This window comes from Stenotrophomonas sp. YJH_SMC_133 (genome assembly GCF_059370655.1).
Genome location: NZ_JCAFTW010000006.1, coordinates 41,880 through 68,335 on the forward strand (window position 1 = coordinate 41,880; position 26,456 = coordinate 68,335).

Sequence of the window (26,456 nt, forward strand, 5' to 3'; positions counted from 1 at the left end):
ATCATCGCAGCTTGGGCCCGTACCGGAACGGATTGATCATGCCAGTGGGTCCAGCGTGCCAAGCACCGCGACGCAGGCCAGCACCAGCAGCGCCAGCAGCGATTCGCAGGCCAGGCTTTGGCGGAGCGAGCGCAGCGGCCTGGGTTGCCAGCCGCCACGGATGGAGACCGCCAGCGCCGGCACCAGCCGCCAGCGATGCAGCGCGGCCAGGCCCAGCATGCCACCGACCAGGGCGAGTTTGAGCAGCAGCCAGCGTCCGTGCGCGGCGCCGGTCAGGGTCTGTATGGAACCGCCGAGATCGACATAGGTATAGGTGCCGGTCATCGCCAGCAGGGCGACGATGATCGTGCCGGGCAGGGCGAAGCTGTGGGCGGCCTGCCACAGCTCGCGGGTGCGTTCTCGCAGGCGCAGGCCCTGCGGACGCAGCGCCAGCTGCAGGATGGCGGCGATCGCGCCGACCCAGGCGCCGGCGGCCAGAAGGTGCACGATGCCGGCCACCAGCCGCATCGTGCCACCGAATCCATCGCCGGCGGCGGCATGGCCGTTCCAGGACAGGCTGGCCAATGCCGTGGCGGACAATGCGAGCAGGGCCAGGCGGCGCAGGCCCCGCAGCGGCGTGGCGGCTGCCAGCAGGGGCAGCATCGCCAGCACCGCCACGGTGCGCAGCAGGCCGGCTTCACCTACCGGCGTGCCGGTGAGGAACCAGTGCGCCGTTGCTGGGTCGATGTCGGCCGGCGCGATGCCGAGCACACCGGACAACCGGGTGATGGCATCGGTGACCACCACGGCCAACGCGATCAGGGCGAGCGCCAGCGGGACGCCGCGTGGCAACCCCGGACGGACGAACAGCATCCGCCCGAACAGCAGCATCAGCACCAGGTACAGCGCCAGCCGCAGCGCATACGGCGAGAGCTCGGCCACGACGGCAGCCTTACTTCACGGTGAAGCGGTAGTTGCCGGTGATCGGGTGGCTGTCCTGGCCGACCGCGCGCCATTGCAGTGCGTAGCTGCCGGCGGGCAGCGGCTTGGCGAAGCGCGCACGCAGCGTGTGCCCATCTTCGGAGAGGTCCTGCGCGGTGGTGGGCATGGCCATCTTCATGCGGCCATGGTCCATGCTCAGTTCGATGCGGGTGGCACGCGGCATCACCTTCTCACTGAACTGCAGCGTGATCTCGGTCGCCGGGGCTATGGTGGCGTCGGCGGCCGGCGTCGAACGCACCAGGCTGGGATGGGCCAGGGCCAGCGGCGCAACCGCGAGGCCAGACAGGAGAAGCGCGAGGGTGGCAGAGCGGCGAAGGGAACGGGTCATGCGCGGGACACCTGTGGAAGAAGTGGCCCTCAGGGTGGAGGGCAGCGCCTTTCGCTGCCCTGACCCGAACATTACCGATCTGTAATGTTCCGTCCACGCACAGGTGGTGCCGGCAGCTGGCCAGCGTCACAGTGCTGCCAACGGCCCTTGCATGCGATGGAAACTGCCATCGGTGGCGGTGAACCAGGCCAGCGAACGCCCGCCGACGAAGTCATCGACATGCACGACCGTTGCGCCATCGGCTTCCTGCCACGAAAGGGCATAGACCCCTTCGCTGATCTGTTGCCACTCGCAGGCGGCTTCGCCCTGCGCACCGGCATAGGCGCCGGAGAGGATGGCGTACTGCACGTGGCGGCCATCGGCGCTGTAGACATTGTCGGCGGCCAGGCCGTCATAGCTGACGCGGAAGCGGCGGCCGGCGAACAACGGCAAGGCGGGAGCTGTGTTCATCGGATCGCCACCGGATTGATGTTGACCTGGGTCGAGCCGACGTAGAGGGGCTGGCCGAGCACGAACAGGAATTCCCAGGCCTTGTCGCGCACCAGGGCACGGCTGTCGATCAGCTCCAGGTTGTAGATGCCGCGCTTGGCCAGCATGTACTGGTTGATCGGGAACTCCTCGGCACCGTTCGGGTTCGGGTAGACCTCCGAGGCCCAGGTGTCGCCACCGAAGGCGACGATGCCCTGGTCGGCCAGCCACTTCGCGGCCTCCATGCCGATACCCGGCTCCACTTCCAGGAACTGCGTGTTGTCCTTGCCGATCAGTTCCAGCCAACCGGTGTTGAACAGCACCACGTCGCCCTTGCGCAGGCTCAGGCCCTGCTTCTTCAGCACGGCCTGGATGTCGGCCACGGTGAACTCGGTGCCGCCGGGCACGATCGCCTTGCCGTAGTACGCGGTCATGTCCAGCACGACGCCGCGGGTGACCATCGGCGGCACCTTCTCGACGCCGAGCTTGCGTACGCCGTCCACGGTGACGAAGTCGGCGGCCTTGTTGCCGTTGTAGTAGACGTTGTCGATGCCGATATGGCCGATGCCGTTGAGCTGGGTGCCAACGCCGGTCCAGGCGTTCACCAGTTCATCGTTGAAGGTGAACTTGTTGGGGCCCAGCGACTTGCCGGCCTGCTGGCCGACCTGCACGTTGTACAGGCGGAAGCTGCGGTGGCGGAACGCGGGCAGGTTCTTGTCCACCGGCACCGCCAGCGGATAGGTCTTGCCGGTCCTGACCAGCGAGACCGCGTGCTTGACCACGTCAGCGGTGAGCAGGTTGGCCGCGCCGATCTCGTCGTTGGCGCCGTAGGCAGAGGGATACCACTCCTCGGCGGTGGCCTGGAAGGACAGCGGCAGGGTGGCCAGCGCAAGCGCGGCCAGGGTCTTCATCTTCATGGCAAAGCTCCGGTAACTGTCAGGCCGTCGCGGTGGCGCCGGCATGGGCCGGGAAGTGCGGCAGCACGTACTCGGCGATTTCGTGGAAGGTTTCGGCCAACGGCCGTTCGTTGCGGCGGAACTGCAGGCCGATGTGGTCGACACCGGCCGCCTGCATGGCGTGCAGCTCGGCCAGCAGGGCGATGCGGCCGCCACGCAGGCCGAAGCGCCAGCGCTGCAGGGGGGCGTCGGCATCGTCCACCAGGTCCAGGTGGATGAAGCTGGCATACGGCTTGTTGCCGGCCACGGCGCGCCACGCCGCCACGCGTTGCGCATGGTCCTGCGGCGCGCCCGGGTAGGCCAGGCAGCCATCCATGTGCTGGCCGATCCATGCTGGTTGCTGTTGGGCCAGGCCGGCCACGAACAACGGCAGGGCCGGGCCATCGGCGGGCAGCACGACCAGGCCCTGCGGCAGGTGCGCGGCGGCGCCTTCGCGCAGCAATGCGATCTGCTCGCGGAAACGGCTGCCACGGCTGTCGAAGTCGCGACCGAACAGCGGGTACTCCACCGGGCGGTCGCCACTGGCCACGCCCAGCAACAGGCGGTCGCCGCTCAGCCGCTGCACGCTGCGCGCCGACTTCAGGGTCAGCAAGGGCTCACGGATCGGCAGCACCACCGCACCGGTGCCCAGCAGGATGTCATTGGTGATGCCGGCCAGGTAGCCGAGGTAACTGAATACCTCGAACACCTGCGCCGCATCGCCGAAGGCCGGGTCGTACACCGGCACGTCGCGTACCCACAGCGCACGGAAGCCGAGGCGGTCGGCCAACCGTGCCAGTTCCGCATGGCGCTGCAGGTCCGGTTCACCGGGCAGGCGTCGCGCGGCGCGTCGTGCCTGTTCGCCCAGCGGCGTCCAGTCATTGTCCAGCGGTGCTTCGATGCCGATGCTGAAACCACCGGCCTGCAGCCGCGCCAACGCACTGCCCATGGCCAGGCTCCTCAGTCCCAGGCCGGGGCCAGGCCCGGCGGATCGACTTCGCGGCCGTTGCGGTCAAGTGCAGCGATCGCGGCCATGTCATCGGCATCCAGGTGCAGGTCCTGGGCGAGCAGGTTGCTGGCCAGATTCTCGCGCTTGGTCGAGGACGGAATGACCGAGTAACCCCGCTGCAGCGCCCACGCCAGCGCGACCTGGGCCACGGTGGCCTGGTGCTTGTCGGCGATGGCGGCCAGCACCGGATCCTTCAGTACCTTGCCGTAGGCCAGGGTCATGTAGGAGGTCACGGTGATGCCCTGGTCCTGCAGGAAGGCGGTCAGTGCCGGGTTCTGCAGGTACGGGCTCAGTTCGATCTGGTTGGTGGCGATCTCGGCGGCACCGACCACCTCGATGGCCTGCCGGGTCAGCTCGATGTTGAAGTTGGACACACCGATCTGGCGGGTCAGGCCCAGCGTCTTGGCTTCGGCCAGCGCGGTCATGTACTCGCGCAGTTCAACGCCATTGCCCGGCGCCGGCCAGTGGATCAGCAACAGGTCGACGTAGTCGGTGCGCAGCTTGGCCAGGCTGTCGCGCAGGCTCGGGATCAGCTTGTCGGCGGCGTAGTTGTCCACCCAGATCTTGGTGGTCAGGAACAGCTGGTCGCGCGGGACGCCGGATTCGGCGATGGCCTGGCCGACTTCGGCTTCGTTGCCGTAGATCTGCGCGGTATCGACCGCACGGTAGCCAACGTCGAGGGCGTTGCGCACCGAGTCGATGACGGTCTGGCCGGTCAGGCGGAAGGTGCCGACGCCAAAGGAAGGAACGCTCATGATGGACTCCAGGGACTTCGTTGAGAGCCGGTGGGCTCGGGACAGGGCGAAGTGTGGGCGCTTTACATTTGTTGATTAAGCCGTGTATACGGGAAACGCTTTTGCGCCGAGGTAAAAAATGAAAACCACCCTGGATGAGCTGAAGGCCTTCGTGGCCGTGGTCGACAGCGGTTCGATCACGGCGGCGGCCGAGGCGCTGGAACTGACCATCTCTGCCACCAGCCGCACCCTGGCGCGGCTGGAGGACAAGCTGCAGACCACGCTGCTGCGACGGACCACGCGGCGGCTGGAACTGACCGAGGAAGGCGCGGCGTTCCTGGAGTACGCGCGCACGATCCTGGCCACGGTGGACGAGGCCGAGGAACAGATGGCCGCGCGGCGGCTGCAGCCGGTCGGGCGCCTGCGCGTGGACGCCGCCACGCCGTTCATGCTGCACGTGATCGTGCCGCTGCTTGAGGGGTTCCGTGAGCGCTACCCGCAGGTGGAGCTGGAGCTGAATTCCAATGAAGGCATCACCGACCTGATCGAGAAGCGCACCGACGTAGCGTTCCGCATCGGCGTGCTGCGCGACTCGACCCTGCATGCGCGGCCGATCGGCCACAGCCGCATCCGGGTGGTGGCCAGCCCCGAATACCTGCGCCGCCACGGCACGCCCACGCGCGTGGAGCAGCTGCGCGAGCACGACCTGCTGGGCTTCACCCAGCCCAGTTCGTTGAACGAATGGCCGCTGCAGGATGCCGATGGTGGGCCTTTCGTGATCGAGCCGGCGATCGCTTCATCCAGTGGCGAGAGACTGCGGCAGATGGCGGTGGCCGGGCTGGGCATCGCCTGCCTGTCCGACTTCCTGACCCGCCAGGACCGGCGCGAAGGCCGCCTGGTGCAGCTGTTCGCCAGGCAGACGCAGGAAGTGCGGCAGCCGATCAACGCGGTGTACTACCGCAACACCGCGCTGGCCGCCCGCATCACCTGTTTCGTCGACCACGTGACGCAGACGCTCGGCCAGCGTCCGTTCGACGAATAGAGATCGGTAGAGCCGGCCGCTGGCCGGCTGCCGGGTCCTTGGGGCTGCCGGCCAGCGGCCGGCACTACCAAATGCGTATCACCTGATGCGTGGCCCACGTACGGATGGGTAGAGCCGGCCGCTGGCCGGCTGCCGGGTCCCCGGGGCTGCCGGCCAGCGGCCGGTGTCAGCGGGTGCGCAGCGCGCGCCGGTTGCCGATGTGCGCGCATGCCAGCAGCACGCCACCACTGGCTGTCGCCACGCCATGCCAGAGCAGCGATTCCTTCAGCGGCAGGTACAGCGAGGCCGACAGCAGCAGGATGGTGCCGGCGCAGGCCAGCCGCACCGGCCGCCAGCGCCCGTGCCGGTGCACCCCGGCCGAGGTACTCGCCAAGGCCAGCGACGAGGCCAGCAGCGCGAACAGCCATTCCCAGCGCGACATCATCAACAGCAATGTCATCGCGCCATGGCCGGGATGCTGGAACGAGCGCAGCGCCATCATCGCAGCCGGCACGAAGGCCAGCAGCAGGGGCAGGGCGATGCAGTGGGCGGCGCAGGCCAGGGACAGCCAGGCCCCGGCAAGATCGAAGCGGGGGTGCCAGCGTGCCGAAGTTGGCGGCTGGGCCAGGGCCCTTGCGGGCGTCGTGGGGATGTGGTCCATAATGTTACATAGTAACAATTGGAGCCTCCCCCATGAAGCGTTCTGCTGCTCTTTTCCTGCTGCTGGCTGCCAGTGCCGCGCAGGCCCATGACATCCGCCAGCACGCACCGCACGTGCACGGCCAGGCGACCGTCGATGTTGCGCTTGACCGGCAGACGCTGGAGTTCGCCCTGCAGGCCCCCGGCATCGGCATCCTCGATTACGAGCGACCGCCGGCCAATGCAGCCGAGCAGGCCGCGCTGGCACGGGCTACGACAGTGCTGAAGGGCGGCAGCTGGGTCACCTTGCCCACCGCCGCAGGCTGCCGCCTTTCAGGCAACGATGCCAAGGCCGAGGGATTCGACGCGACGGCCGCCGCGCCGCCGCCGGGACAGCACCGTCACGCAGGTTTCAGCGCAACGCTGCAGTACCACTGTGCCAAACCTGCCGCGCTGCGCGCCATCGTCGTGCGCCTGCCCGTACTGTTCCCGGGTCTGCACGAAGTCATCGTCAACAGCGCAACCGCCAACGGCCAGAATCGCAGCGTGCTGACGCCCGACAGCCTGCGCGTGGTGCTGGCACCGTGAGCGCGGCACCGGTGATCTCGCTGGAAGACGTGCAGTTCGGCTACGGCATGCAGCGGGTGCTGGACATCCCGCGATTATGGGTCGAGCAGGGCAGCAGCGTATTGCTGCGGGGAATCAGCGGTGGCGGCAAAAGCACCCTGCTGGGCCTGCTGGCAGGCGTGCTGCTGCCTGGCAAGGGCCGTGTCGAGGTGGCCGGCCAGGCGCTGCAGGACATGGGAGGCGCGGCGCGGGATCGCTTCCGCGCCGACCAGCTGGGCGTGATCTTCCAGCAGTTCAACCTGCTGCCGTTCCTCAGCGTGCGCGACAACATTGCGCTGGGCCTGCGCTTTTCGCGCCTGCGCAGCGCGCGCATCAGTGGGCCGTTGGATGCCGAGATCGCCCGCCTGCTGCAGGCCCTGCAGCTCAACCCTGAGCTTATGCAGCGGCGCGCAGGTACGCTCAGTGTTGGCCAGCAACAACGCGTGGCGGCAGCACGTGCCCTGATCGGTCGTCCGGCATTGCTGCTGGCCGATGAGCCCACCTCGGCGCTTGACCGTGAAGCGGCAACCGCGTTCCTGAAGCTGATGTCCGCGCAGTGCCAGGCGGCCGGCACCACGGTGCTGGTGGTCAGCCATGACGACAGCCTGCAGCCGTTGTTCGACCGCACGATTGCCCTGTCTCAGATCAACCAGGCAGGTGCCGGCCATGCTTGAGCTTGCCTGGGCCAGCCTGCGCAGCCGTGCGTTGAGCGTGGGCCTGACCGTGCTGGTCATCACCCTCAGCGTGGTGCTGTTGCTGGGCGTCGAGCGCGTGCGCACGCAGGCACACGAAGGCTTCGCCAGCACGGTGTCGGGCACCGACCTGATCGTCGGTGCGCGTTCGGGGCCGGTGAACCTGCTGCTGTACTCGGTGTTCCATATCGGTGACCCGACCAACAACGTGTCCTGGCAGTCCTACCAGGAGCTGTCCGCGTTGCCGCAGGTGAAGTGGGCGGTGCCACTTTCGCTGGGCGATTCGTGGCGCGGCTACCGCGTGGTCGGTACCAGCGATGGCTATTTCGAGCACTACCGCTATGGCGCCGGGCACGCGCTTGCGTTCGCGGACGGACGGCCGTTCGATGATCTGTATGACGTGGTGATCGGTGCCGAGGTGGCGCGCGCGCAGAAGGTCGGCCTCGGTGACCAGATCGTGCTGGCACACGGCACCGGCGCGGTCACGCTGGCCACGCATGCCGACAAGCCATTCCGTGTTGCCGGCATCCTGCAGCGCACCGGCACGCCGGTGGATTCGTCGCTGCTGGTTTCGCTGCCGGCGATCGAAGCGATCCATGTCGACTGGCGATCCGGCGTGCAGCTGCGCAGCCAGCGCGTCAGCGCCGAGCAGGCGCGCCACCTGGACCTGACTCCGACCAGCATCACCGCCTTCATGCTCGGACTGAATTCGCGCATCGCCACGTTCTCGGTACAGCGCAGGATCAACGAGTATCCGGACGAGGCGATGCTGGCGATCCTGCCCGGCGTGACCCTGCAGCAGCTGTGGCAGTCACTGGGCACCGCCGAGCGGGCGTTGCAGCTGATCAGTGCGATGGTGGTACTGCTGGGCATGGTCTCGCTGGTGGCGCTGCTGGTCTCGACCCTGCAGGAGCGGCGGCGTGAGATGGCCATCCTGCGTGCCACCGGCGCGCGACCGGGTTACATCGCTGGCCTGCTGGTGGTGGAGGCGGTGGCGACCAGTGCGGTGGCCTGCGTGCTGGCCCTGTCGCTGCTGGTGGTCGCCAGCATTGCCGGGCGCGGCTGGGTACTGGCCACCTTCGGCCTGTCGATCACCCATGTCTGGCCGGATGGCCGCGAGCTGGCGTGGGTGGCAGGCGTGCTGGCGATCAGTGCGGCGGCTGGGCTGGTCCCGGCGTTGCTCGCTTACCGGAGCACCTTGGCCGATGGCCTTTCACCGGGAGGCTGAGCATGCGCTGGATGCTGTCGCTGCCGATGGTACTGGCCCTGGTTGCCTGCGAGCGGCCGGTGGATACCGGTGTGCAGGCCCTGCCACCCGCGCCGGTTGTCGACCGCGCTGACGCTGCGGATGCGGCAGAGCAGGAGCTGGACTGGCTGCAGATGATGCCCAAGGACGAGCTGGCCGCGCTGGAACGCGGCGAGGGCCCGGAAGTCGAACACAACGGCAACCGGCGCATGCCGCAGTTCGGCACCTTCCGCACCGTGGACACGGTACTGCAGCGGCCGGTGCGCCTGCCGGGCTACGTGGTACCACTGGCCAACGCGCAGGACGGGCGGCTGACCGAATTCCTGTTCGTGCCGTACTACGGCGCCTGCATCCACGTGCCACCACCGCCGCCGAACCAGATCGTGCACGTGGTGCTGCCGCGGCCGATCGACATGCCTGACATGTATTCGCCGTTCTTCCTGGCCGGCACCTTGCATGCCGAACGCTTGGACGACGATCTGGCCGGTTCGGCCTACACCATGCGTGACGCACAGCTGAGGCCGTATGAACCGTAGTCACCTGTTGCTGGCGTTGGGATGCCTGTGGTTGGCGGGCTGCACGGCGCCTGGCGGCGATGCGGTGGGGGTCACGCCGCAGGACAAACCGGCGCCCTCCGCCACGGCCGAAGCCCCCATCGACCGTTGGGATGCGTTGCGGCCCGACGAGGTCACCTATCAGCGCCCGCCGCCGCAGATCGGCCTGTCACGCGGTGGCATGGATGATGTGGGCAGGCTGATCGACGACACCGGCTCAGGCACGCCGCCGGGGCAGGAGATCGACCATTCCAGCCCGGATCGCGCCAAGCAGTTCGGCTCTTCGCGCGTGGTCGATGCTGTCGATGGTCGCACGGTGGATCTGGATGGCTACGTGGTACCGCTCGGCACCAACGATGCAGGATTGGTGGATGAACTGCTGTTCGTGCCGTTCTACGGCGCGTGCATCCACGTGCCGCCACCACCACCGAACCAGATCATCCACGTGACCCTGGCGACACCGATCGCGCTGGGCGATCTGTGGGATCCGTACCGGCTTGCCGGCCGCCTGCGGGTGAAGCGTTTCGACGCGGACATCGCCAGCGCGTCCTACGATGCCGCGGCAGCCACGCTGACGGTAATCCGCAACTGATGCGCAGGCGATGGATCATGGCTGCCGGGGTGCTGCTGGGCGGGGTGGTGCTGCTGCTGTGGTGGCAGCGGCAGCGCGCACCCGTCGCGCCGCCTGCGGTCGCGTTTCCGGCACCTGCGTCCGGCGCCAGCCAGCGCATCGAACAGCGCCTGGGTGACGACCACGCGTTTCGCAACGACGTGCTGTTCCTGCTCGCGGCAACATTGCGTGACCGCTGCCAGCCGGCGCAGGCGGGAGTGCTGGCGCGCATGGCCAATCGTGCATCGCTGCCGGTGCTGGCGGCAGTCAGCGCGGTGACCCAGCAGGATCCAACGCTGGACCGGCCGATCTACCAGTACATCCAGCATCGCGCCGATGCGACGCCGTGCGGGCAGACGCTGCAGATGCCGTTGGCCGGTGGGCGCCGCATGGCCGTGGACATCGAACAGTACGCACGCACGTTTCCGGACAGCTACTTCGACCCGCAACGCAGCAGCGAACCGCGGGATTTCGGCGGACTGTCGTTGCAGCAGCGCGCCGGCAACGCCTGCAACAGCGTGGTGTATTCGGTGCTGCCGCTGGGTGGCACCGACTGGCGGTGCAGCAGCCTGCGCGCGAACGCCCGTGCGCGCGTGCGCGGGCTGTGCGAGGACGAACTGCGGCGCCAGCATGGGGGCATCGGCGGCGAACTGGACGCCGCCGTGGGGCAGGGCATGCAGGCGGCCGTGGTATCGGCCATCGCCGCGCTGCCGGAAGACTGCCGGTGAGCGTCTGCCAGTAGAGCCAGGCCATGCCTGGCTGGCGGCCCCGTCGAGCATGCCTGCCTCTACAAAAACTGAATCGGCTGGCTCCGACGACCATAACTGTACAGGACATCCTGTATAGTTATGGTCGTAATCCACCCCCACCAGGTTCTCCCATGGCTTTGTCCCAGCCCTTGGCCGGTGCTCCGGCCTTGTCGCGTGCCCGCCGCTGGGCACTGTTGTTTACCGTCGCCGCTGGCCTGCTGCTGGTTACGCTCGACAACTCCGTGCTCTACACCGCACTGCCGACGCTGACCGAGGAACTCTCGGCCAGTGCCGGACAGGCGCTGTGGATCATCAACGCCTATCCGCTGGTGATGGCCGGCCTGCTGCTGGGTGCGGGCACGCTGGGCGACCGCATCGGCCATCGCCGTATGTTCCTGATCGGCCTGGTGGTGTTCGGCGTCGCGTCGCTGGCAGCGGCATTCGCCGACACCGCAGCGCAGCTGATTGCCGCACGCGCGTTCCTGGCGGTCGGTGCCGCAGCGATGATGCCGGCCACGTTGGCGCTGATCGGCCTGAGCTTCCACGAAGAGCGCGAACGCAACATCGCCATCGCGATCTGGGGTTCGGTGGCCATCGTCGGTGCGGCGCTCGGCCCGATCATTGGCGGTTGGTTGCTGCAGCACTTCTGGTGGGGCTCGGTGTTCCTGATCAACGTGCCGGTGGTGGTGGTCGCGTTCGTGGCCACGTTGCTGCTGGCGCCGGAAGGACAGCGTGACACCTCGCGGCCCTGGGACCTTGTGTCCTCGGTGCTGGCATTGGCGGCACTGTCCGGCCTGGTGCTGGCGATCAAGTCGCTGATCGCTACGCCGCCGTCGTATGCGCTGGGCGCGGGCGCTCTGCTGTTGGCCGTCATCAGCGGTGCGGCGTTCGCGCGCCGCCAGCAGCAGCTGCCGTACCCGCTGCTGGACTTTGCGATCTTCCGCAATCCTGCGTTCCTGGCCGGCACGCTGTCGGCGGTGTTCACCCTGTTCGCGATGGCCGGCCTGCAGCTGGTCACCACCCAGCGCTTCCAGCTGGTTGCAGGCTTCACGCCGCTGCAGGCGGGCCTGCTGGTCTCGGTGGCGGCACTGGGCAGCCTTCCGAGCGCGCTGCTGGGCGGCAGCATCCTGCACCGGGTGGGCCTGCGCCCGCTGATCTGTGGTGGCCTGGCCGCAGGTGCGCTGGGCGTCGGCGTGGTGGCGTTCGGCTTTCCGCACGGCCTTGGCTGGGTGGTGGCTGGCATGGCCATCACCGGCTTCGGCATGGGTTCGGCCATCTCGGTGGCATCCACCGCCATCCTCAACAATGTGCCGGCACACCGCGCAGGCATGGCCTCGTCGGTCGAAGAGGTGTCCTACGAATTCGGCGGCCTGCTGGCGGTGGCGATGCTGGGCAGCCTGAGCGCAGCGATGTACAGCGCGTTCCTGCCGGTCTCGGCAGACATGCCCGCGCTTGCCCGCGAGGGTTTCACCCAGGCGCTGCATGTCGCGCGCGAGAGCGGGCAGGGTGAGTGGTTCGCACTGGCTGCGGCCGCGTATGACCGTGGCTACCAGATCGTGCTGCTGGTGATCACGGCGGTGTTGGCGCTGGGCGCGACGATCCTGGCGCGCCTGCTGCGCAGCCGCGTTGGCAGCCGCGAGGGTGCGGCCGATCGCGTAAAATGAAGCGATGAGAACCAGCAAGCGCGACCGCATCCTCGACGCCGCCGTCAACGTGATCAATCGTGACGGCGTGCGTGCGGTGACCTTCGAGTCGGTGGCGGCCGAGGCCAAGCTGACCCGTGGCGGCCTGCTGTACCACTTCCCGTCGCGCGAGGCGCTGCTGCGCGGCATCGACGAGCACCTGGTGCAGGCCTGGGAAACGTCGATGGAAACGCTGCTGGGCAAGCGCGCGGATGAAGCGACGGCACTGGAGCGTTACCAGACCTTCGTGCGTGTCTCGGCGCAGAGTGCCACCCGTGCCGAACTGATGTTCATGCTCGAATCGGCGGACCCGGACGCCGATGAGCGTCCGTGGGGACCGGCGGTGCGGCGTTGGGCGCCGCTGCCGCCGGAGGCGGGTGCAGCGGAAGACAGCGCCGCGCTCGACAATTTCGTGGCGCGACTGGCCGCCGATGGCCTGTGGATCTACGAGGCGATGTACGAAGGCCAGCTGGACGAAGGCGTGCGCGCCCGTGTTGCCGAGCGCATCGCCGGGTTGTTGGCGAAGTCTGACGGAACCTCCAGTTGAGCGGCCCGCCGGCGCGCAGACATCACCCGTGGTAGAGCCGACCGCTGGTCGGCTGCCCTTCGGTCAGGCCACGAAAATGCGCTTCGGTAGAGTCGACTGTCAGTCGACTGCCCTTCGGTCAGACAACGAAAACCCCGCGCTTCGCGCGCTGGTCGACTGACAGTCGACTCTACCCCTCGCGCGTCTGCCCAGCCTGGCCCCCAGCCGCTTGCGGAACGCCTTCGACAGCGAGAATGACGGAACGCCCAGTTGAGCGGCCAGCCGGCGCGCAGACATCGCCCGTGGTAGAGCCGCCCGCTGGTCGGCTGCCCTTCGGTCAGGCCACGAAAATGCGCTTCGGTAGAGTCGACTGTTAGTCGACTGCTCTTCAATCAGACAACCAAAACCCCGCGCTTCGCGCGATAGTCGACTGACAGTCGACTCTACCCCTCGCGCGTCTGCCCAGCCTGGCCCCCAGCCGCTTGCGGAACGCCTTCGACAGCGAGAATGACGGAACGTCCAGTTGAGCGGCCCGCCGGCGCGCAGACATTGCCCGTGGTAGAGCCGACCGCTGGTCGGCTGCCCTTCGGTCAGGCCGCGAAAATGCGCTTCGGTAGAGTCGACTTTCAGTCGACTGCTCTTCGGTCAGACAACGAAAACCCCGCGCTTCGCGCGACAATCGACTCTACCCCTCGCGCGTCTGCCCAGCCTGCGCGGCGCTCGCGGCCAGCCACGCCCTCGGCGATGCTCCCAGCCGCTTGCGGAACGCCTTCGACAGGGAGGCGGTATCGGCAAACCCCAGCTCGATCGCCACTTGCTTGACCGCCACGCCTGCCCGCAGCTGCGCGCAGGCCAGGCTCAGCCGCCAGTCCAGCAGATAAGCGGCCGGCGTCGCCTGCATCACCTCCTTGAACACCGCCGCGAACGCGCTGCGTGACATGCCGGCAGTCGCAGCCATGCGCGGCAGCGTCCAATCGTCTTGCGGCGCCTGGTGCATCGCCACCAGCGTACGGGCCAGCCGCGCATCGGACAGCCCGCGCATCAGCCCATGGCTGACGCCCGCCGCATCCGGGTGGTCCACCACCCAGCGCAGGATCTGGATCAGCGCCACCTCGAACAGGCGGTTGGTCAGCAGCCGTGAACCGCAGCGCTGGCGATCGGCCTCGGCGAACAGCAGGTGCAGGGTGTCATCCAGTTCGCCGATCGCCGCCAGCGGCACCACCATCACCGGTGGCAGCGACTGCACGATCGGATTGCGCGCGCCGCCATCGAAGTCCAGCGTGGCGCAGATGAAATCCGGGCCATCCAGCGGTGCATTGAAGAACACATGGTGCAGCGGCTGCGGATACAGCAGCAGGCTGGGTGTGTCGATCTTCAACCGGGGCAGCGCGATATCGCCCCCGGGATGGCGGACCTCCATTTCACCCTGGCGCAGGATGTGCAGGAAGGCACGACCAGGCTGCGGCTCGAAGACGTGGCGTCCGCACAGCGGACCACTGTGGAACAGCGCGGCCTGCACCCGGAAGCGTTCCAACAGGGAGGAGAGGCGGTCGGGTGCGGAAGCGTCGGCGGACACGTTCATGGATGAATGGACAACATGTGTGGTCTATTGCGCCTGATTCGTCCGGGGAGTCTACCTAGGATGAGCGGGTCGTCCAATTCCGGGCGCTTTCCCAAGGAGATCCACCATGTCCCGTGTCCCCCTGATCGATGCCGCCAAAACCACCGCCGACCGTCAGGCCCTGCTGGGCCAGGTCCACGCCGCCTTCGGCGCCACCCCGGCCATGTTCCGCGCCGTGGCCAATTCGCCGGCCGCGCTGCAGAGCATGTGGGGTGCGTTCGGCGCGCTGGGCGGCGGTCGCCTGTCGCCGCTGTTGGGCGAGCAGATCGCCGTGGCCATCGCCAACCGCAATGCCTGCGAGTACTGCCTCGCCGCGCACACCGCGCTGGGCCGCAAGGCCGGCGCCAGCGGCGAGCAGATGGCCGCCGCGCAGATCGGCCAGTCCAACGACCCGGCTACCGCCGCTGCACTGGACTTCGCGCTGAAGGTGGTCGAGCAACGAGCGCAGATTGCCGATGGCGATGTGCAGGCGTTGCGTGCGGCTGGCTTCGATGATGAGCAGATCGTTGAGATCCTCGCCCACGTCGCGCTCAACCTGTTCACCAACTACGTCAACGTAGCATTCGACGTCCCGGTGGACTTCCCGAAGGTCGCGCTGCGCTGAGATCTGGCCTGGCCCGGGTGGCAGCGGTCGCCCGGGCCGGTCTGAATGGAGCCGACCGGGTAGACGGGTAGAGTCGACTGTCAGTCGACTATCGCGCGCAGCGCGGGGTTTTCGGGGGGTCTGAACGAAGAGCAGTCGACTGACAGTCGACTCTACAACGCAGCGTTCGACGTGCCGGTGGACTTCCCGAAGGTGGCGCTGCGCTGAGATCTGGCCTGGCCCGGGTGGCAGTGGTCGCCCGGGCCGGTCTGATTGGAGCCGACCGGGTAGAGTCGACTGTCAGTCGACTATCGCGCGCAGCGCGGGGTTTCCGGGGGGTCTGAACGAAGAGCAGTCGACTCTACAACGCAGCGTTACTTGCCGGTGGACTTCCCGAAGGTCGCGCTGCGCTGAGATTCGGTTCGGCCCGGGTGGCAGCGGGCCGCCCGGGCCGGTCTGAATGGAGCCGACCGGGTAGAGTCGACTGTCAGTCGACTATCGCGCGCAGCGCGGGGTTTTCGGGGGTCTGAACGAGGAGCAGTCGACTGACAGTTGACTCTACAACGCAGCGTTTGACGTGCCGGTGGACTTCCCGAAGGTCGCGCTGCGCTGAGACCTGGCCTGGCCCGGGTGGCAGTGGTCGCCCGGGCCGGTCTGAATGGAGCCGACCGGGTAGAGTCGACTGTCAGTCGACTATCGCGCGCAGCGCGGGGTTTTCGGGGGGGCTGAACGAAGAGCAGTCGACTGACAGTCGACTCTACCCAGTCGACGACTACCCAGTCGACGCTAAATGTCGTCTGCCTGCAGCCGCTCGGGATGGGTATACACATTGAACCCGCTCTCCCGTGCAAACCCGACCAGGCACAGGCCGGCGCTGCGGGCCAGGTCGATCGCCAGCGCGGTCGGCGCCGAAACCGCCGCCAGCACGCTGGCTCCCGCACGCGCTGCCTTGCTCACCATTTCGTAGCTGGCACGGCTGGAAATCACCAGCAACCCACCGTCGATGGCGTGCTCGTTGTGATGCAGGGCGCCGATCAGCTTGTCCAGTGCATTGTGGCGACCCACGTCCTCGCGTACCCAACCGATGCGCCCACTGGCGTCGGCCCAGGCCGCGGCGTGGATCGAACCGCTTGCCGCATTCATCGGCTGGTGCTGCGCCAAGGTCGCCACCGCCCGCTGCAGGGCGGTGGCGGAATAGCTGCGGCGTTCGCGGATCTGCGGCAGCGGTCGCAGCACTTCCTCCAGCTGGCGCGTGCCGCACAGGCCGCAGCCACCACGGCCGGGCAGCAGGCGCCCATTGGCGGGGTCCAGGCCGGCACCGGGTGCCTCCTCGGCCACGGTCATCTGCAGTTCGATGCCTTCCAGCTGTGGGCGGATGTCGATCGACAGCAGCTGCGAGGGCGTAGCAATCAGTCCCTCGCTGAGCGAGAACCCAAGCGCAAAGTCCTCCAGGTCGCAGGGCGTGGCCATCATCACCGCGAAGGCGGCGTCGTTGTAACGCAGCGCCACCGGCACTTCCTCGGCCACCACGTCGACCAGGGGCTGTCGCCCCTCGCTGCGCCAGCGCTGCAACGGGCGCTGGGCCGTGCCGGCAGGCGGGGTGTGCGGTGGGGTCGAATCAGGCATGCAGCGCGTCCGGACAAGGGAGATACGCAGGTGGTGGACCACCCACGCCATCGAGAATAGCGCAGTGGCCATGCGCTGACGCAGGTGTAACCGTTGTCATGGCAGGCTGCGCTGAAAACAGCGCGCACCCACTGGCGAAGCCGTGCAGGCCGTGTTTGACTGTGGGGCTGGCTGTGCGTCCGAAAGCGCCGCCGGACCGCGTTGTGCCCATTGTTGCCGCGTTCCTCCCGTCAGGTTCCCGAACATGTCCGAGCAGAAGCCGCCGCGTTACAAGCCCTACAACCAGCCCGCCGGTGGTTGGGGTGCCGCCGGAGCCACCGCCAAGGTGTTGCTGCAGCAGAGTGTGATCGGCAAGGGGTCGAAGGCGTTGCTGGCGATGAACCAGCCCGGTGGCTTCAAGTGCCCCAGCTGCGCGTTCCCCGATGCCGACGAACGCAAGAAGCTGGAGTTCTGCGAGAACGGCGCGAAGGCACTGGCCTGGGAAGCCACCCAGTTCCGTGCCGGTCGTGAGCTGTTCGCCCGGCATACCGTTACCGAGCTGATGGCGCAGACCGACTACTGGCTGGAGATGCAGGGCCGGTTGACCGAGCCGATGCGCTACGACGCGGCCACCGATCACTACGTGCCGTGCAGCTGGGACGATGCCTTCGCACTGATCGGCCGCCACCTGCAGGCGCTGGACAGCCCGCACCAGGCCGAGTTCTATACCTCCGGACGCACGCCCAACGAAGCGGCGTTCCTGTATTCGATCTTCGTGCGCGAGTTCGGCACCAATAATTTTCCGGACTGCTCGAACATGTGCCACGAGCCGACCAGCCGCGGCCTGCCGCCGGCCATCGGGGTGGGCAAGGGCACCATCGTGCTGCAGGATTTCGAGCACGCCGAGGCGATCTTCGTGATCGGCCAGAACACCGGCACCAATTCACCGCGGATGATGAGCAACCTGGTCGAGGCGCGCAAACGCGGCATTCCGATCGTGGCGGTCAACCCGATGCCCGAGCGCGCGCTGATCCGCTTCGCCGAGCCGCAGGACATGGTGCAGATGGCCACGTTCGGTTCGACCGAGATCACCAGCGAGTTCGTGCACATCCGCATCGGCGGCGACCTGGCCCTGATCAAGGGCATGATGAAGGTGATGTTCGAGCGCGAGGCGCAGGGTGAGCGTGTGCTCGACCATGCCTTCCTCGCCGAACACACGGTGGGCCTGGAGCCGCTGCGCGAAGACGTGATGGCGCAGGACTGGGACCAGATCGTGCAGGTTTCCGGCATTTCGCAGGCGCAGATCCGTCGCTGTGCGGAGATCTACATCCGCTCCAATGCCACCGTGATCTGCTACGGCATGGGGCTGACCCAGCACCAGTACGGCTCGCGCCTGCTGCAGCAGGTCGCCAACCTGCTGTTGCTGCGTGGCAACTTCGGCAAGCCCGGTGCTGGCATCGGGCCGATCCGGGGCCATTCCAATGTGCAGGGCGACCGCACCGTCGGCATCGACGAGAAGCCCAAGCCGGCCTATCTCGACCGCGTGCAGCAGGTGTTCGGCTTCGACCCGCCGCGTGAGCATGGCCACCATGTGGTCGAATCCATCGAGGCGATGCTGGACGGCAGCGCCAGGGTGTTCATCGGCCTGGGTGGCAACTTCATTCATGCCGTGCCCGATACGCCGCGCGCGTACGAGGCAATGCGTGGGCTGGACCTGACCGTGGGGATCGCCACCAAGCTCAACCGTGGGCACCTGGTTCATGGCCGCGATGCGCTGATCCTGCCGGTGGTGGCGCGCTCGGAGCGCATCGTCACGCCGGCCGGCGAGCAGTTCGTCACCATCGAAGACGCGATGTCCAATGTGACCGCCTCGCGCGGCGTGCTCGAACCGGTCAGCGCCGATGTGTTGCCCGAGGTCGAAATCGTCTGCCGCATGGCGCTGGCCACACTGCCCGACAGCAGGGTTGACTGGGCCGGCTGCATGCACGACTACGCACCCATCCGCGAGCTGATTGCTGCGGTGTATCCGGAGATCTACACCGGCTTCAACGAGCGCATCCGGCAGCCACACGGTTTCCATCTGGACATTCCGCCGCGCCGCCGGGTGTGGCCCACGCCGAATGGCAAGGCCAACATCCTGGTAATGCCCGGCCTGGACGTGGACGACCCCGTACATGACCCGGACATGCTGCGGTTGGCCACGGTGCGCTCGCACGATCAGTACAACACCACCATCTACAGCTACAACGACCGCTACCGCGGCGTGTACAACGATCGCATGGTGCTGTTCATGAACATCGAGGACCGGCTGGCGCGCGGGCTGGACAAGGAGGCGCGGGTCAGCCTGGAGACGATCAGCGGTGATGGCGTGCAGCGGCGCATCGAGGGCCTGACCGTACTGGACTACCCGATGCCGCGCGGCGCGCTGGCCGGCTACTACCCCGAACTGAACCCGTTGTTGCCGCTGGACTACTACGACCGCCTCAGCGGCACGCCGGCGGCCAAGTCGATCCCGGTGCGGATGCGGGCGATGGCGGCGGTCGCCTAGCAGTGGATGAATCCAGTCCTATGGGCCTTCGGCATGTGGGTTGGGTTCATCCAGAGCAAAGGAACAACGGAAATAGTTGGCCGTATCCCGCCAAGCGCCAACGATCGGTTCCTGGATCTGCGCCAGCAGTTCACGGGCCTTGACGGGATCATTGGCCTGGCAGGCGAAGTACGCGAATGATTGCAGGTTCCATGGCGAGGGATAACGTGACAGCACGTCTTCGAAGCCGCGTTTCATGGTCGGCCAGTTCACTTTCGAATCGGTGAACAAACGGTCCTCGTACTCCCGCTGCGAGGCGACCCAGTAGATACGGGCGTACAGCATGTATTGGTCCTGCGGTGGGGCCGCGGCCATGACCCTGCGAGCATAGGCTTCCAGGCCAGCCGGATCGCCGCCCCACTTCGGAGCGAAATAGCGCACGGCAGCAAAGTAGAGCGGGAAGTAGCCCGGATAGCGCGCGATGCCTTCGTCATGCAATGCGAAGAAGCGGTCTGCATCCCAACTCTGTTCGATCGCCCGGTGTTCCATCGACTCGTACCAGTGCGGGTCCGTGCTGGCGATGTCCTTGTGCTTCAGCAGGTAGTCAACGGCCTGCTGCTGCAGCGCCTTGAACGGTGCCCAGTCCTCTTCCTTCACCGTATTTGCATAGCCGGGGCCGCGGATGCTCCAGCCTTGGCGGCTGAGCATCTCAGCCATGGCCAGGTGCGCCGACGGCGACCTGGGGTAGCGCGAGATCCACGCCTGCACGAGCTTCTCGCGACCCTGCCAGTAGGCCGGGTCACGGTTGCTCATGCTGAAGACATAGCCGATGCCTACGTAGTACGCCGAAAGCTTCCAGACACCACTGCTGAAGTAGCGATCCGTATCCCGGTAACGATTGGCGAGTTGCTCCAGTCTGGCGAAATCCTGCTTCTCCAGCAGTTGCTGTGCCTGCCGGGAGACTTCAGCGCGTTCGCTTGCTTCATCTTCGCTTGGTTCTTCGGCGTGGGTGATGGTCGCGCACGACAACAGCAGCACCACAAGCAGTGTTCGCATGAATCCTTTCATGAGGGGAACTCCGTGTCGGGGACAGGGGCGGGGGCGTGGCAAGGCAGGGTGGCACGATTGCCATCTCGCCATAGCAATGGGCATCGCGCAAGTCGACCGCGTGGTTGTCAAGCTGTCAGGGTCGTTGCCAGCCCACTGAGGGCGCCTGCATCGGCTATCATCGGCGGGTGAACCTGCCTGGCCTGCTGCTGCGTTGGATGCTGCTTGTCGCCCTGGTGCTGAATGCACCGGCGCTGGCGCTTGCCTCGTCTTCGTACGGCGGATCGGCCAATCAGGATCACTGCGCTGCACCGCACGCGGCCGCGATGGCGGCAGCCGGCTGCTGCGATGATACGGCCCCGGCGGCCTGCCAGAGCGGTGAGTGTGAATGCCCGCCGGCCTGTCTTGGCATGCTGGCCACGTTGAGCGGAACGCTAGCCTCGCCGTGGCGCGAGGCGCCTGTAGCCGCCCGTTCCCAGCAACGCGCATCGCCGCCGATGCCGGACCCGTTGCGTCCCCCCATCGTGTGATTTCCTGCAGGCGCTCAAGCGCCTGCCATGGCTGCTCGACTTTTTCTCGACTCTGCCCGCGCCTTCGATGCGCGGGCGGCGGGCTACGTTGCCCGCCTCTGCAAAGGAATCACTCAATGAACCGTACTCTCTCCCTCGGCCTGCTGCTGGGCACCGTGCTGGCCACGACCGCCTGCGCTCGTGCCGCCGAAGAATCCTCCGCGGCACCGGTCGCCAGCGAAGCACCGGCACCGGCCCAGGCCAGCCCGGCCAAGATCGATCCAGCCTTGCCGGTCGCCATCGTGCACAAGACCGCCAGCTGCGGTTGCTGCGGCATCTGGGTCGACCACCTGAAGGCCGCCGGCTTCCAGGTCGATGTGCGCGACACCGATGACATGAATCCAATCAAGGTCCGCTTGGGCGTGCCGGTCGGCAAGGCCTCCTGCCATACCGCCGAGATCGGCGGTTACGTGGTCGAGGGTCACATCCCGGCCGAGGACATCAAGCGCCTGCTGGCCGAACGCCCGGCCGCGCGCGGGCTGGTGCTGCCCGGCATGCCGGCCGGTTCGCCGGGCATGGAAATGCCGGATGGCTACGTGCAGCCGTACACCGTCGAGCTGGTGCGCACCGACGGCAGCACCGAGCCGTTTGCCCAGCACGGGCAAGGTGGCTGACAGCCAGTGGTGGTGCCGGTCGGTCTGACCGGCACCTTTCCTCGCGGCCGACTTGCTCTTTACAGAGTCGAGCCGTGCTCGACTGCTCTGCGGCTCCGTCGAGCAAGCTCGACGCTACAGAATCAGCGGGTCCCGGCCGTTTCCCTGGCCAACTGCGCGTCGAACTTCTTCTCGGCCGCATCCGCGTAGGCGTTGCACGTCAGTGCCTCGGCGCTGGCCTTGCTGCCGGCGGCATAGTTCCAGTTGCTGGCGCCCGGATGCGGGGTGAGCAGCAGATCGCAGGGCAGCGCCCGTACCGTTGCGAAGCTGCGCTTGTAGTCCTCGATCAAGCGCGGATAACGGGGATTGCCCTTCAGCTGGTAACCCGGTGCACTCAGGCTGTCGGCGTAGGCGATGCGCACCGGCTTCCCATCGCGGGTGTCGGTCCAAGTCCAGGCGGTGCTGCCCGGGGTGTGCCCCGGCATGAAGTGCGCGGTGAATGCGATGCCGCCCACCGTGACCACTTCGCCATCCATGATGATGCGGTCGGCGCTGGCCGGCGGATAGGTGATGCCGTCGCCAAAGTGCAGGTCGTTGCTGCCGCCGCGCGCCAGCAGCACCGCCGTTTCTGCATTGGCCGCCACATGCGCGCCGGTGCGACGCTTGAGCTCGGCGACCGGGCCGGCGTGGTCGGCATGCGCATGGCTGAGCAGGATCAATCGCAGGTCCTGCGGGGCCACGCCGCGCAGCTTCATGTTGTCCAGCAGGTGACCGGCCATCTGTGGCATGCCGCCATCCAGCAGTACTGCGCCCTCGGCGGTCTGCACCAGCAGCGCGGTCAGGTCCTCGGTGCCGATCTGCCAGGTGTGGTCGGCAACCTGCAGCGGCGCCATCGGCTGCAGCCAGGACGCATCCACGGTATAGGCCCGCAGTTGTGGCAGCGGTGCCTCGGCGGCGCTGGCGTGGACGGCCGGAAGAGCGACGGCCAGGGCGAAGGCGAGCAGGGTAAAACGCATGATCCACGTCCGCTTGAAGGAGGCCCAGAAACTAGCATGGGCCTCCTTCATCGCGTCTCGCATAGATTTCATGGCTCCCATAAGGACGCCATGGATCAGTACCGGTACTGCCATCCCAGCGTCAGCACCCGGCCGCGGCCGGAGAAATAGCTCGGGTTCGACGGCGTGGTCTGCGAGTAGTAGCTGATGTACTGCCTGTCCGCCAGGTTCTGCACGCCCAGCGTGAAGGCATGCTTGTCCAGCGTATAGCGCGCGACCAGATCCACGGTGGTGTAACCCTTGAACTCGGCCACCTGCGCGCCACGCAGGTCGAAGTCGCGGTCGAAGGCGTGACTGGCCTGCAGGCGGGTGCTCAGCTGCGGCGTCCAGCTCTGTTCCCAGAACGCAGTCAGCCGGTTCGGCGCGATGTTCACACCAGCCAGGTCGCTGTCGAGGCGACCGTCAACGTCGGCGTCGTAGCGGCCGTTGGCGCGTGCATAGCCCAGTCCGAGGCGGCTATTGCCCAACCGCAGGCGAAGGTTGCTTTCAAAGCCTTCCACGCGGGTGGCCTGGCGCTGCACCGCATAGGCATCGATGCCCGGATCGTAGATCAGCACCGAGCCCAGCTTGGATTCGGAGGTGTAGTAGGCAATGTCACCGCTGAAGCGGCCATCGTCGTACTCCAGGCCGATCTCGCGGTTGTCCGACACCACCGGTGACAGGTCGACGAGGCTGTCCACGCGTTGTCCGTCGCGGTTGATCGCGCGCAGCACGCGGCCGACGTCGGCCACGGTGTAGCCTTCCGAATACGAGGCGTAGGCGTTGAGGCGATCGTTGATGTACCAGACCGCGCCGAAGTTGGGCAGGGTCTCGCTCATGGTCGGCTTGCCGCCGGCCACCTTGCGTGCGCCGTAGCGGGGCAGGGTGGTGTAGTCACCCACTTCCAGCTCGCCCTTTTCGTAACGCAGGCCGCCGGACAGCATCAGGTGATCGGTCGGCCACCAGTGCAGCTGCAGCAGCGGTGACAGGCTCTGGTAGGTGGTCTGCGGCACCCAGTTCATGCCACTGGCCAGCAGCACCTGGTGGGTGCGGTCGCGCAGGCCGTCCAGGCCCAGGGTCACGTCCAGCGTGGTGTCGGCGATGCGGCTCCAGCTCTGGGTCAGCTTGAAGCCGCGCTTGTCCGATTCGTTCTGGGTCTGGTCCCAGGCGGCATTGGCGCCGGTGTTGCCCCAAGGATCCCATTGGCTGGCACCGTAGCGGCCTTCGAAATCGACCGCGAAGGCCTGCGCCTGGAAACGGCCGCCGAGCAGGTCGGCGGCGCTGTAGTCCACCGTCAGCGAACGCGAGCGGTTCATCGGCGGATCGAGCGGCGTATCGCCGGGAACCGAAATGGTCGGGCGACCGGTCCGGTAGTCACCGTTGATGGCCAGGTAGTTGTCCAGCCCGCGCAGTTCATAGCGGTTGGCCATGACCTGCAGGCGGTGGCCGTCGGCAATGTTCCAGCCCAGCTTGGCGAATACGTTCGATGAGGTCGAGTCCATCAGCTCGCCCTGCGCGTTGGTGCCGATCGATCGGCCCTCGCCGTCGTGGTAAAGGCCCTGCTTCTCATAGGCCAGGCCGGCGACCAGGTCGAACTGCTCGCCGCGCACGCCCACCAGGGCCGAGCCGCGCTGGCCATTGTCGTCGTGGCGGCTGGGCAGGGCAGCGCTGTAGCTGACATTGGTGTCGAGCAGGAACGCACCCGGCTCACTGGGCGCACTGCGGGTGATGATGTTGACGATGCCGCCGGTACCGCCGATGCCCTGCAGCGCGTTGGCACCGTGGATGACCTCGATGCGTTCGATCATCGCCGGGTCGATGGTGTGCGAATCACGCGAGCCATCGCGCAGCGGCGTGGACTGCGGCACGCCGTCGACCATGTACAGGATGCCGCGGCCGCGCATGGTTTCGCCGTAGTTGGACATCTTCTCGCGCGCCGGGGCAAACGCCGGGATCTGCGACGACAGCACCCGCGACACATCCGAGCCCAATGCCAGCTGCTGGGCGATGTCCTCGCGGGTCAGCACCGTGATGGTATTGGGCATGGCGGTCTCGCCCTGCGGCATGCGCGCGGTCGAGGCCGAGACCGTGACGCGGGCCAGCGACGTCGTCGTGGCGGATGACGGCGCCGATGATGCGGCCCGGGCCGGGGTGCGCGGCTTCGCCGGCGCTGGCGCGGCACTCACCACGAACACCCCTGGCGAACGTTCCTGCATCGCCAGGCCTTGGCCTGCCAGCAGCCGCTGCAGGGCCTCACGCGGGGTGTAGCGGCCATCAACAGCCGGGGCGCTGCGGCCGCTCACGCTGTCGGCGGCGAACAACAGCTGGATGCCACTCTGCCGCGCCAACGCAGTGAGCGAGGCCTGCAACGGGCCGGCCGGCAGGTGCAGCTCGACGGGCGCGGATGCAGCGGTCTGCGCCATGGCGGGCAGGGCCGCACACAGGCAGGCAGCGAGCAGGGTGGGGGTCAGCCGTCGCAGGGCGGCAGGCGGAACAGGGCGGGTCATGCGGGGGTCCTTCGGAAGGGTTCAAGCACTTGCCGGATGGGACGGCGCGCAACCCACCCTCGGTGTGGCATTCAATCGCGGGCGCGCAGATGCAGGCTGCCATCGGAAGCGGTGTGCACCTGTACCGGCAGGATCTCGGGCAGCAGCGCGAGTACGGTTTCGGCGCGGTCGGCATCGAAGACGCCTGATACCTGCAGCGGCCCCAGTACCGGGTCGTCCAGCACGATGGGACGGTCGTGATAGCGCTGCAGGATGCGCAGCACCTCGGCCAACGGCATGCGGTCGAACTGCAACCGCCCACGGGTCCAGTCGGCTCGATCCGGGTCCACCGCTTCCGGCGGAGACAACGATCCTGGCTGGGCCAGCACACGCTGCCCCGGCTTCAGGCGCTGCTCGGCGCCCCCGCCGTCCACACGCACGCCCACCTCGCCGCGCCACAGGGTTACCTCGCTGAGGCTACCCTGCCGGTCAACGTCGAACACCGTGCCGTAGTTGCGCACATGCACCGCCCCGGCCTCGACCTCGAACGGGCGCCAGGTCGAGTGCCGCACCTGGAAACGGGCCTGGCCCTGCACCAGCACCACCTGCCGCGAGCGGATGTGCCTGCGAACCTGCAGATGGGTACCGGCGTCGAGCAGCAGATGGCTGCCATCGGGCAGGCGGATGCCGCGGCGTTCGCCCACCGCGCTCCGATAGTCGTGCACCTGCCATGCCGGGTCGGCAATGAACACGCCCGTGGCCGTGATCAGCAGCAGCGGCAGGACGATCTTCGCCGCACGTCCACCGCGACGACGCTGCAGCGCATCCGCGCTGGGCATGGGGAAGCGTTCCTTCAGGGCATCGCGATGCTGGTCCAGCACCTGGTCGGTGGTTGCGGGTTGGACCGGCGGTTGCGGTGTGGACGGCGGCGGTTGTGGGCTCATCGCAGGCCAGCCGACCGTTGGCAATCGACCATGGCCAGGCGCAGGTGGCGCTCCACCGCCTTCTGGCCGATACCCATGCGGCGGGCAACCTCAGCCTGTGGCAGTTCGTGGATCTTGTGCAGGATGAAGACCTGCTGGCGGCGGCAGGGCATGCGTTCGATGGTGGCGCCCAATCGTTGCAGTGCCTGTTGTCCCTGCGCCTGCTGCTCAGGCCCGGGGCGCGGGCAGGCGTCATCGGGCAGCTCGGCACGCGCCTCCACCCAGTGCCGGCGCAGATCCTCGGCGCGGCAGCGATCCACCGCCGTATCGTGCGCGATCCGCCGCAGCAGCGCGATGGGTTGCCGTGCATCGTAGGCGGCCGGGCGTTCCAGCAGGCGCACGCAGACATCGTGCACCACCTCACGAGCCAACCCCGGCGAGCGGAAACGGCGGCGCAGGTACTCCACCAGTTCCTCGTAATGGCGCACCAGCGAGGACACCAGCGGCAGCGCGGGAGGGGGTAGGGAAGGCAGCTGGGACATCCGGACCGGAAGCAAGGGCAAGGGGCGCGCGCGGGGGAGGGCATCCCTGCGCGATGACGCAATACTAATGGGAACCGTTCGCGTTTGTCATGTGGGGCGCGGGTCGGGGATTGTTCGTCGGAACTGGAAAGTGAAACCACGATCAT

Annotated in this window: 26 protein-coding genes; 12 read left to right on the top strand and 14 right to left on the bottom strand. The window is 67.4% G+C overall.

The features are described 5' to 3' along the window. Positions 1 to 36: 36 nt before the first annotated feature. From copD to dkgB, 6 genes are all read right to left on the bottom strand, one after another. Positions 37 to 921, bottom strand: a complete 885-nt coding sequence (gene copD / locus AC5P78_RS09925) for a copper homeostasis membrane protein CopD (RefSeq protein ID WP_062607187.1) — start codon at positions 919 to 921, stop codon at positions 37 to 39. A 10-nt stretch (positions 922 to 931) separates the two neighbouring features. Continuing rightward, positions 932 to 1,309: a copper homeostasis periplasmic binding protein CopC gene (copC, locus tag AC5P78_RS09930; protein ID WP_012480410.1), complete on the bottom strand. Its 378-nt coding sequence runs from the start codon at positions 1,307 to 1,309 to the stop codon at positions 932 to 934. A 126-nt stretch (positions 1,310 to 1,435) separates the two neighbouring features. Beyond that, on the bottom strand, positions 1,436 to 1,759 hold the full coding sequence (locus AC5P78_RS09935; protein ID WP_012480409.1) for a MoaF-related domain-containing protein: 324 nt from the start codon (positions 1,757 to 1,759) through the stop codon (positions 1,436 to 1,438). Continuing rightward, positions 1,756 to 2,694, bottom strand: a complete 939-nt coding sequence (locus tag AC5P78_RS09940; RefSeq protein WP_005413604.1) for a cyclase family protein — start codon at positions 2,692 to 2,694, stop codon at positions 1,756 to 1,758. The genes AC5P78_RS09935 and AC5P78_RS09940 overlap by 4 nt, the downstream gene beginning before the upstream one ends. 19 nt (positions 2,695 to 2,713) lie before the next feature. After that, the gene (locus AC5P78_RS09945; protein WP_062607185.1) at positions 2,714 to 3,661 is read right to left on the bottom strand and encodes a TIGR03571 family LLM class oxidoreductase; all 948 of its coding nucleotides are present in this window, start codon (positions 3,659 to 3,661) and stop codon (positions 2,714 to 2,716) included. A gap of 11 nt (positions 3,662 to 3,672) precedes the next feature. Further along, the gene (gene dkgB, locus AC5P78_RS09950) at positions 3,673 to 4,476 is read right to left on the bottom strand and encodes a 2,5-didehydrogluconate reductase DkgB (protein ID WP_099561431.1); all 804 of its coding nucleotides are present in this window, start codon (positions 4,474 to 4,476) and stop codon (positions 3,673 to 3,675) included. Between the two features lie 118 nt (positions 4,477 to 4,594). On the opposite strand from dkgB, the gene AC5P78_RS09955 reads away from it, so the two are divergent. Further along, positions 4,595 to 5,497, top strand: a complete 903-nt coding sequence (locus AC5P78_RS09955) for a LysR substrate-binding domain-containing protein (protein WP_495217196.1) — start codon at positions 4,595 to 4,597, stop codon at positions 5,495 to 5,497. A gap of 166 nt (positions 5,498 to 5,663) precedes the next feature. On the opposite strand, the gene AC5P78_RS09960 is transcribed toward AC5P78_RS09955, so the two are convergent. Further along, positions 5,664 to 6,137 (bottom strand): MerC domain-containing protein, encoded by a 474-nt coding sequence (locus AC5P78_RS09960; protein ID WP_049469593.1) that lies wholly within the window; start codon positions 6,135 to 6,137, stop codon positions 5,664 to 5,666. A 32-nt stretch (positions 6,138 to 6,169) separates the two neighbouring features. Here AC5P78_RS09960 and AC5P78_RS09965 point away from each other — a divergent pair, with 32 nt between their 5' ends. From AC5P78_RS09965 to AC5P78_RS10000, 8 genes are all read left to right on the top strand, one after another. Next, the gene (locus AC5P78_RS09965; protein ID WP_099523628.1) at positions 6,170 to 6,703 is read left to right on the top strand and encodes a ZrgA family zinc uptake protein; all 534 of its coding nucleotides are present in this window, start codon (positions 6,170 to 6,172) and stop codon (positions 6,701 to 6,703) included. Further along, the gene (locus AC5P78_RS09970; protein ID WP_012480404.1) at positions 6,700 to 7,395 is read left to right on the top strand and encodes an ATP-binding cassette domain-containing protein; all 696 of its coding nucleotides are present in this window, start codon (positions 6,700 to 6,702) and stop codon (positions 7,393 to 7,395) included. The genes AC5P78_RS09965 and AC5P78_RS09970 overlap by 4 nt, the downstream gene beginning before the upstream one ends. Beyond that, complete coding sequence (locus tag AC5P78_RS09975; protein ID WP_049396101.1) at positions 7,388 to 8,641, top strand: ABC transporter permease; 1,254 nt, start codon at positions 7,388 to 7,390, stop codon at positions 8,639 to 8,641. The genes AC5P78_RS09970 and AC5P78_RS09975 overlap by 8 nt, the downstream gene beginning before the upstream one ends. A gap of 2 nt (positions 8,642 to 8,643) precedes the next feature. Then, complete coding sequence (locus AC5P78_RS09980; RefSeq protein WP_044570292.1) at positions 8,644 to 9,195, top strand: DUF3299 domain-containing protein; 552 nt, start codon at positions 8,644 to 8,646, stop codon at positions 9,193 to 9,195. After that, the gene (locus AC5P78_RS09985) at positions 9,185 to 9,805 is read left to right on the top strand and encodes a DUF3299 domain-containing protein (protein WP_065183953.1); all 621 of its coding nucleotides are present in this window, start codon (positions 9,185 to 9,187) and stop codon (positions 9,803 to 9,805) included. Before AC5P78_RS09980 ends, AC5P78_RS09985 begins: the two co-directional genes overlap by 11 nt. After that, entirely contained in the window at positions 9,805 to 10,551 is a 747-nt protein-coding gene (locus AC5P78_RS09990) for a hypothetical protein (protein ID WP_414498347.1), read from the top strand. Before AC5P78_RS09985 ends, AC5P78_RS09990 begins: the two co-directional genes overlap by 1 nt. Before the next feature lie 152 nt (positions 10,552 to 10,703). Continuing rightward, positions 10,704 to 12,236 carry an MFS transporter gene (locus tag AC5P78_RS09995; protein WP_227415388.1) on the top strand — a complete coding sequence of 511 codons (1,533 nt, stop codon included), beginning with the start codon at positions 10,704 to 10,706 and terminating at the stop codon, positions 12,234 to 12,236. 4 nt (positions 12,237 to 12,240) lie between these two features. Continuing rightward, a complete protein-coding gene (locus AC5P78_RS10000) occupies positions 12,241 to 12,801 on the top strand; it encodes a TetR/AcrR family transcriptional regulator (protein ID WP_099523638.1) in 561 nt (186 codons plus the stop codon). Positions 12,802 to 13,465: 664 nt separating this feature from the next. Here AC5P78_RS10000 and AC5P78_RS10005 read toward each other — a convergent pair. Next, positions 13,466 to 14,362 (bottom strand): AraC family transcriptional regulator, encoded by an 897-nt coding sequence (locus AC5P78_RS10005; protein ID WP_138969964.1) that lies wholly within the window; start codon positions 14,360 to 14,362, stop codon positions 13,466 to 13,468. A 106-nt stretch (positions 14,363 to 14,468) separates the two neighbouring features. Here AC5P78_RS10005 and AC5P78_RS10010 point away from each other — a divergent pair, with 106 nt between their 5' ends. Beyond that, the gene (locus AC5P78_RS10010) at positions 14,469 to 15,005 is read left to right on the top strand and encodes a carboxymuconolactone decarboxylase family protein (protein WP_088429952.1); all 537 of its coding nucleotides are present in this window, start codon (positions 14,469 to 14,471) and stop codon (positions 15,003 to 15,005) included. Between the two features lie 765 nt (positions 15,006 to 15,770). On the opposite strand, the gene fdhD is transcribed toward AC5P78_RS10010, so the two are convergent. Further along, on the bottom strand, positions 15,771 to 16,610 hold the full coding sequence (gene fdhD / locus AC5P78_RS10015) for a formate dehydrogenase accessory sulfurtransferase FdhD (RefSeq protein ID WP_111198326.1): 840 nt from the start codon (positions 16,608 to 16,610) through the stop codon (positions 15,771 to 15,773). A 244-nt stretch (positions 16,611 to 16,854) separates the two neighbouring features. Here fdhD and AC5P78_RS10020 point away from each other — a divergent pair, with 244 nt between their 5' ends. Beyond that, positions 16,855 to 19,137 carry an FdhF/YdeP family oxidoreductase gene (locus AC5P78_RS10020; RefSeq protein WP_201861989.1) on the top strand — a complete coding sequence of 761 codons (2,283 nt, stop codon included), beginning with the start codon at positions 16,855 to 16,857 and terminating at the stop codon, positions 19,135 to 19,137. An 18-nt stretch (positions 19,138 to 19,155) separates the two neighbouring features. Here the strand turns inward: AC5P78_RS10020 and AC5P78_RS10025 are convergent, their stop codons facing one another. After that, complete coding sequence (locus AC5P78_RS10025; RefSeq protein ID WP_241899067.1) at positions 19,156 to 20,157, bottom strand: DUF4034 domain-containing protein; 1,002 nt, start codon at positions 20,155 to 20,157, stop codon at positions 19,156 to 19,158. A gap of 652 nt (positions 20,158 to 20,809) precedes the next feature. Between AC5P78_RS10025 and AC5P78_RS10030 the strand changes: the two genes are divergently transcribed. Further along, on the top strand, positions 20,810 to 21,346 hold the full coding sequence (locus AC5P78_RS10030; protein ID WP_019659812.1) for a DUF411 domain-containing protein: 537 nt from the start codon (positions 20,810 to 20,812) through the stop codon (positions 21,344 to 21,346). 122 nt (positions 21,347 to 21,468) lie between these two features. Here AC5P78_RS10030 and blaL1 read toward each other — a convergent pair whose 3' ends face one another. From blaL1 to AC5P78_RS10050, 4 genes are all read right to left on the bottom strand, one after another. Beyond that, positions 21,469 to 22,341 (bottom strand): L1 family subclass B3 metallo-beta-lactamase, encoded by an 873-nt coding sequence (blaL1, locus tag AC5P78_RS10035; RefSeq protein WP_043033597.1) that lies wholly within the window; start codon positions 22,339 to 22,341, stop codon positions 21,469 to 21,471. Between the two features lie 95 nt (positions 22,342 to 22,436). After that, a complete protein-coding gene (locus tag AC5P78_RS10040; protein ID WP_414498189.1) occupies positions 22,437 to 24,866 on the bottom strand; it encodes a TonB-dependent receptor in 2,430 nt (809 codons plus the stop codon). Between the two features lie 71 nt (positions 24,867 to 24,937). Then, a complete protein-coding gene (locus AC5P78_RS10045; RefSeq protein ID WP_049395957.1) occupies positions 24,938 to 25,789 on the bottom strand; it encodes a FecR family protein in 852 nt (283 codons plus the stop codon). Further along, complete coding sequence (locus AC5P78_RS10050) at positions 25,786 to 26,310, bottom strand: RNA polymerase sigma factor (protein WP_012480387.1); 525 nt, start codon at positions 26,308 to 26,310, stop codon at positions 25,786 to 25,788. The genes AC5P78_RS10045 and AC5P78_RS10050 overlap by 4 nt, the downstream gene beginning before the upstream one ends. Positions 26,311 to 26,456 lie beyond the last annotated feature (146 nt).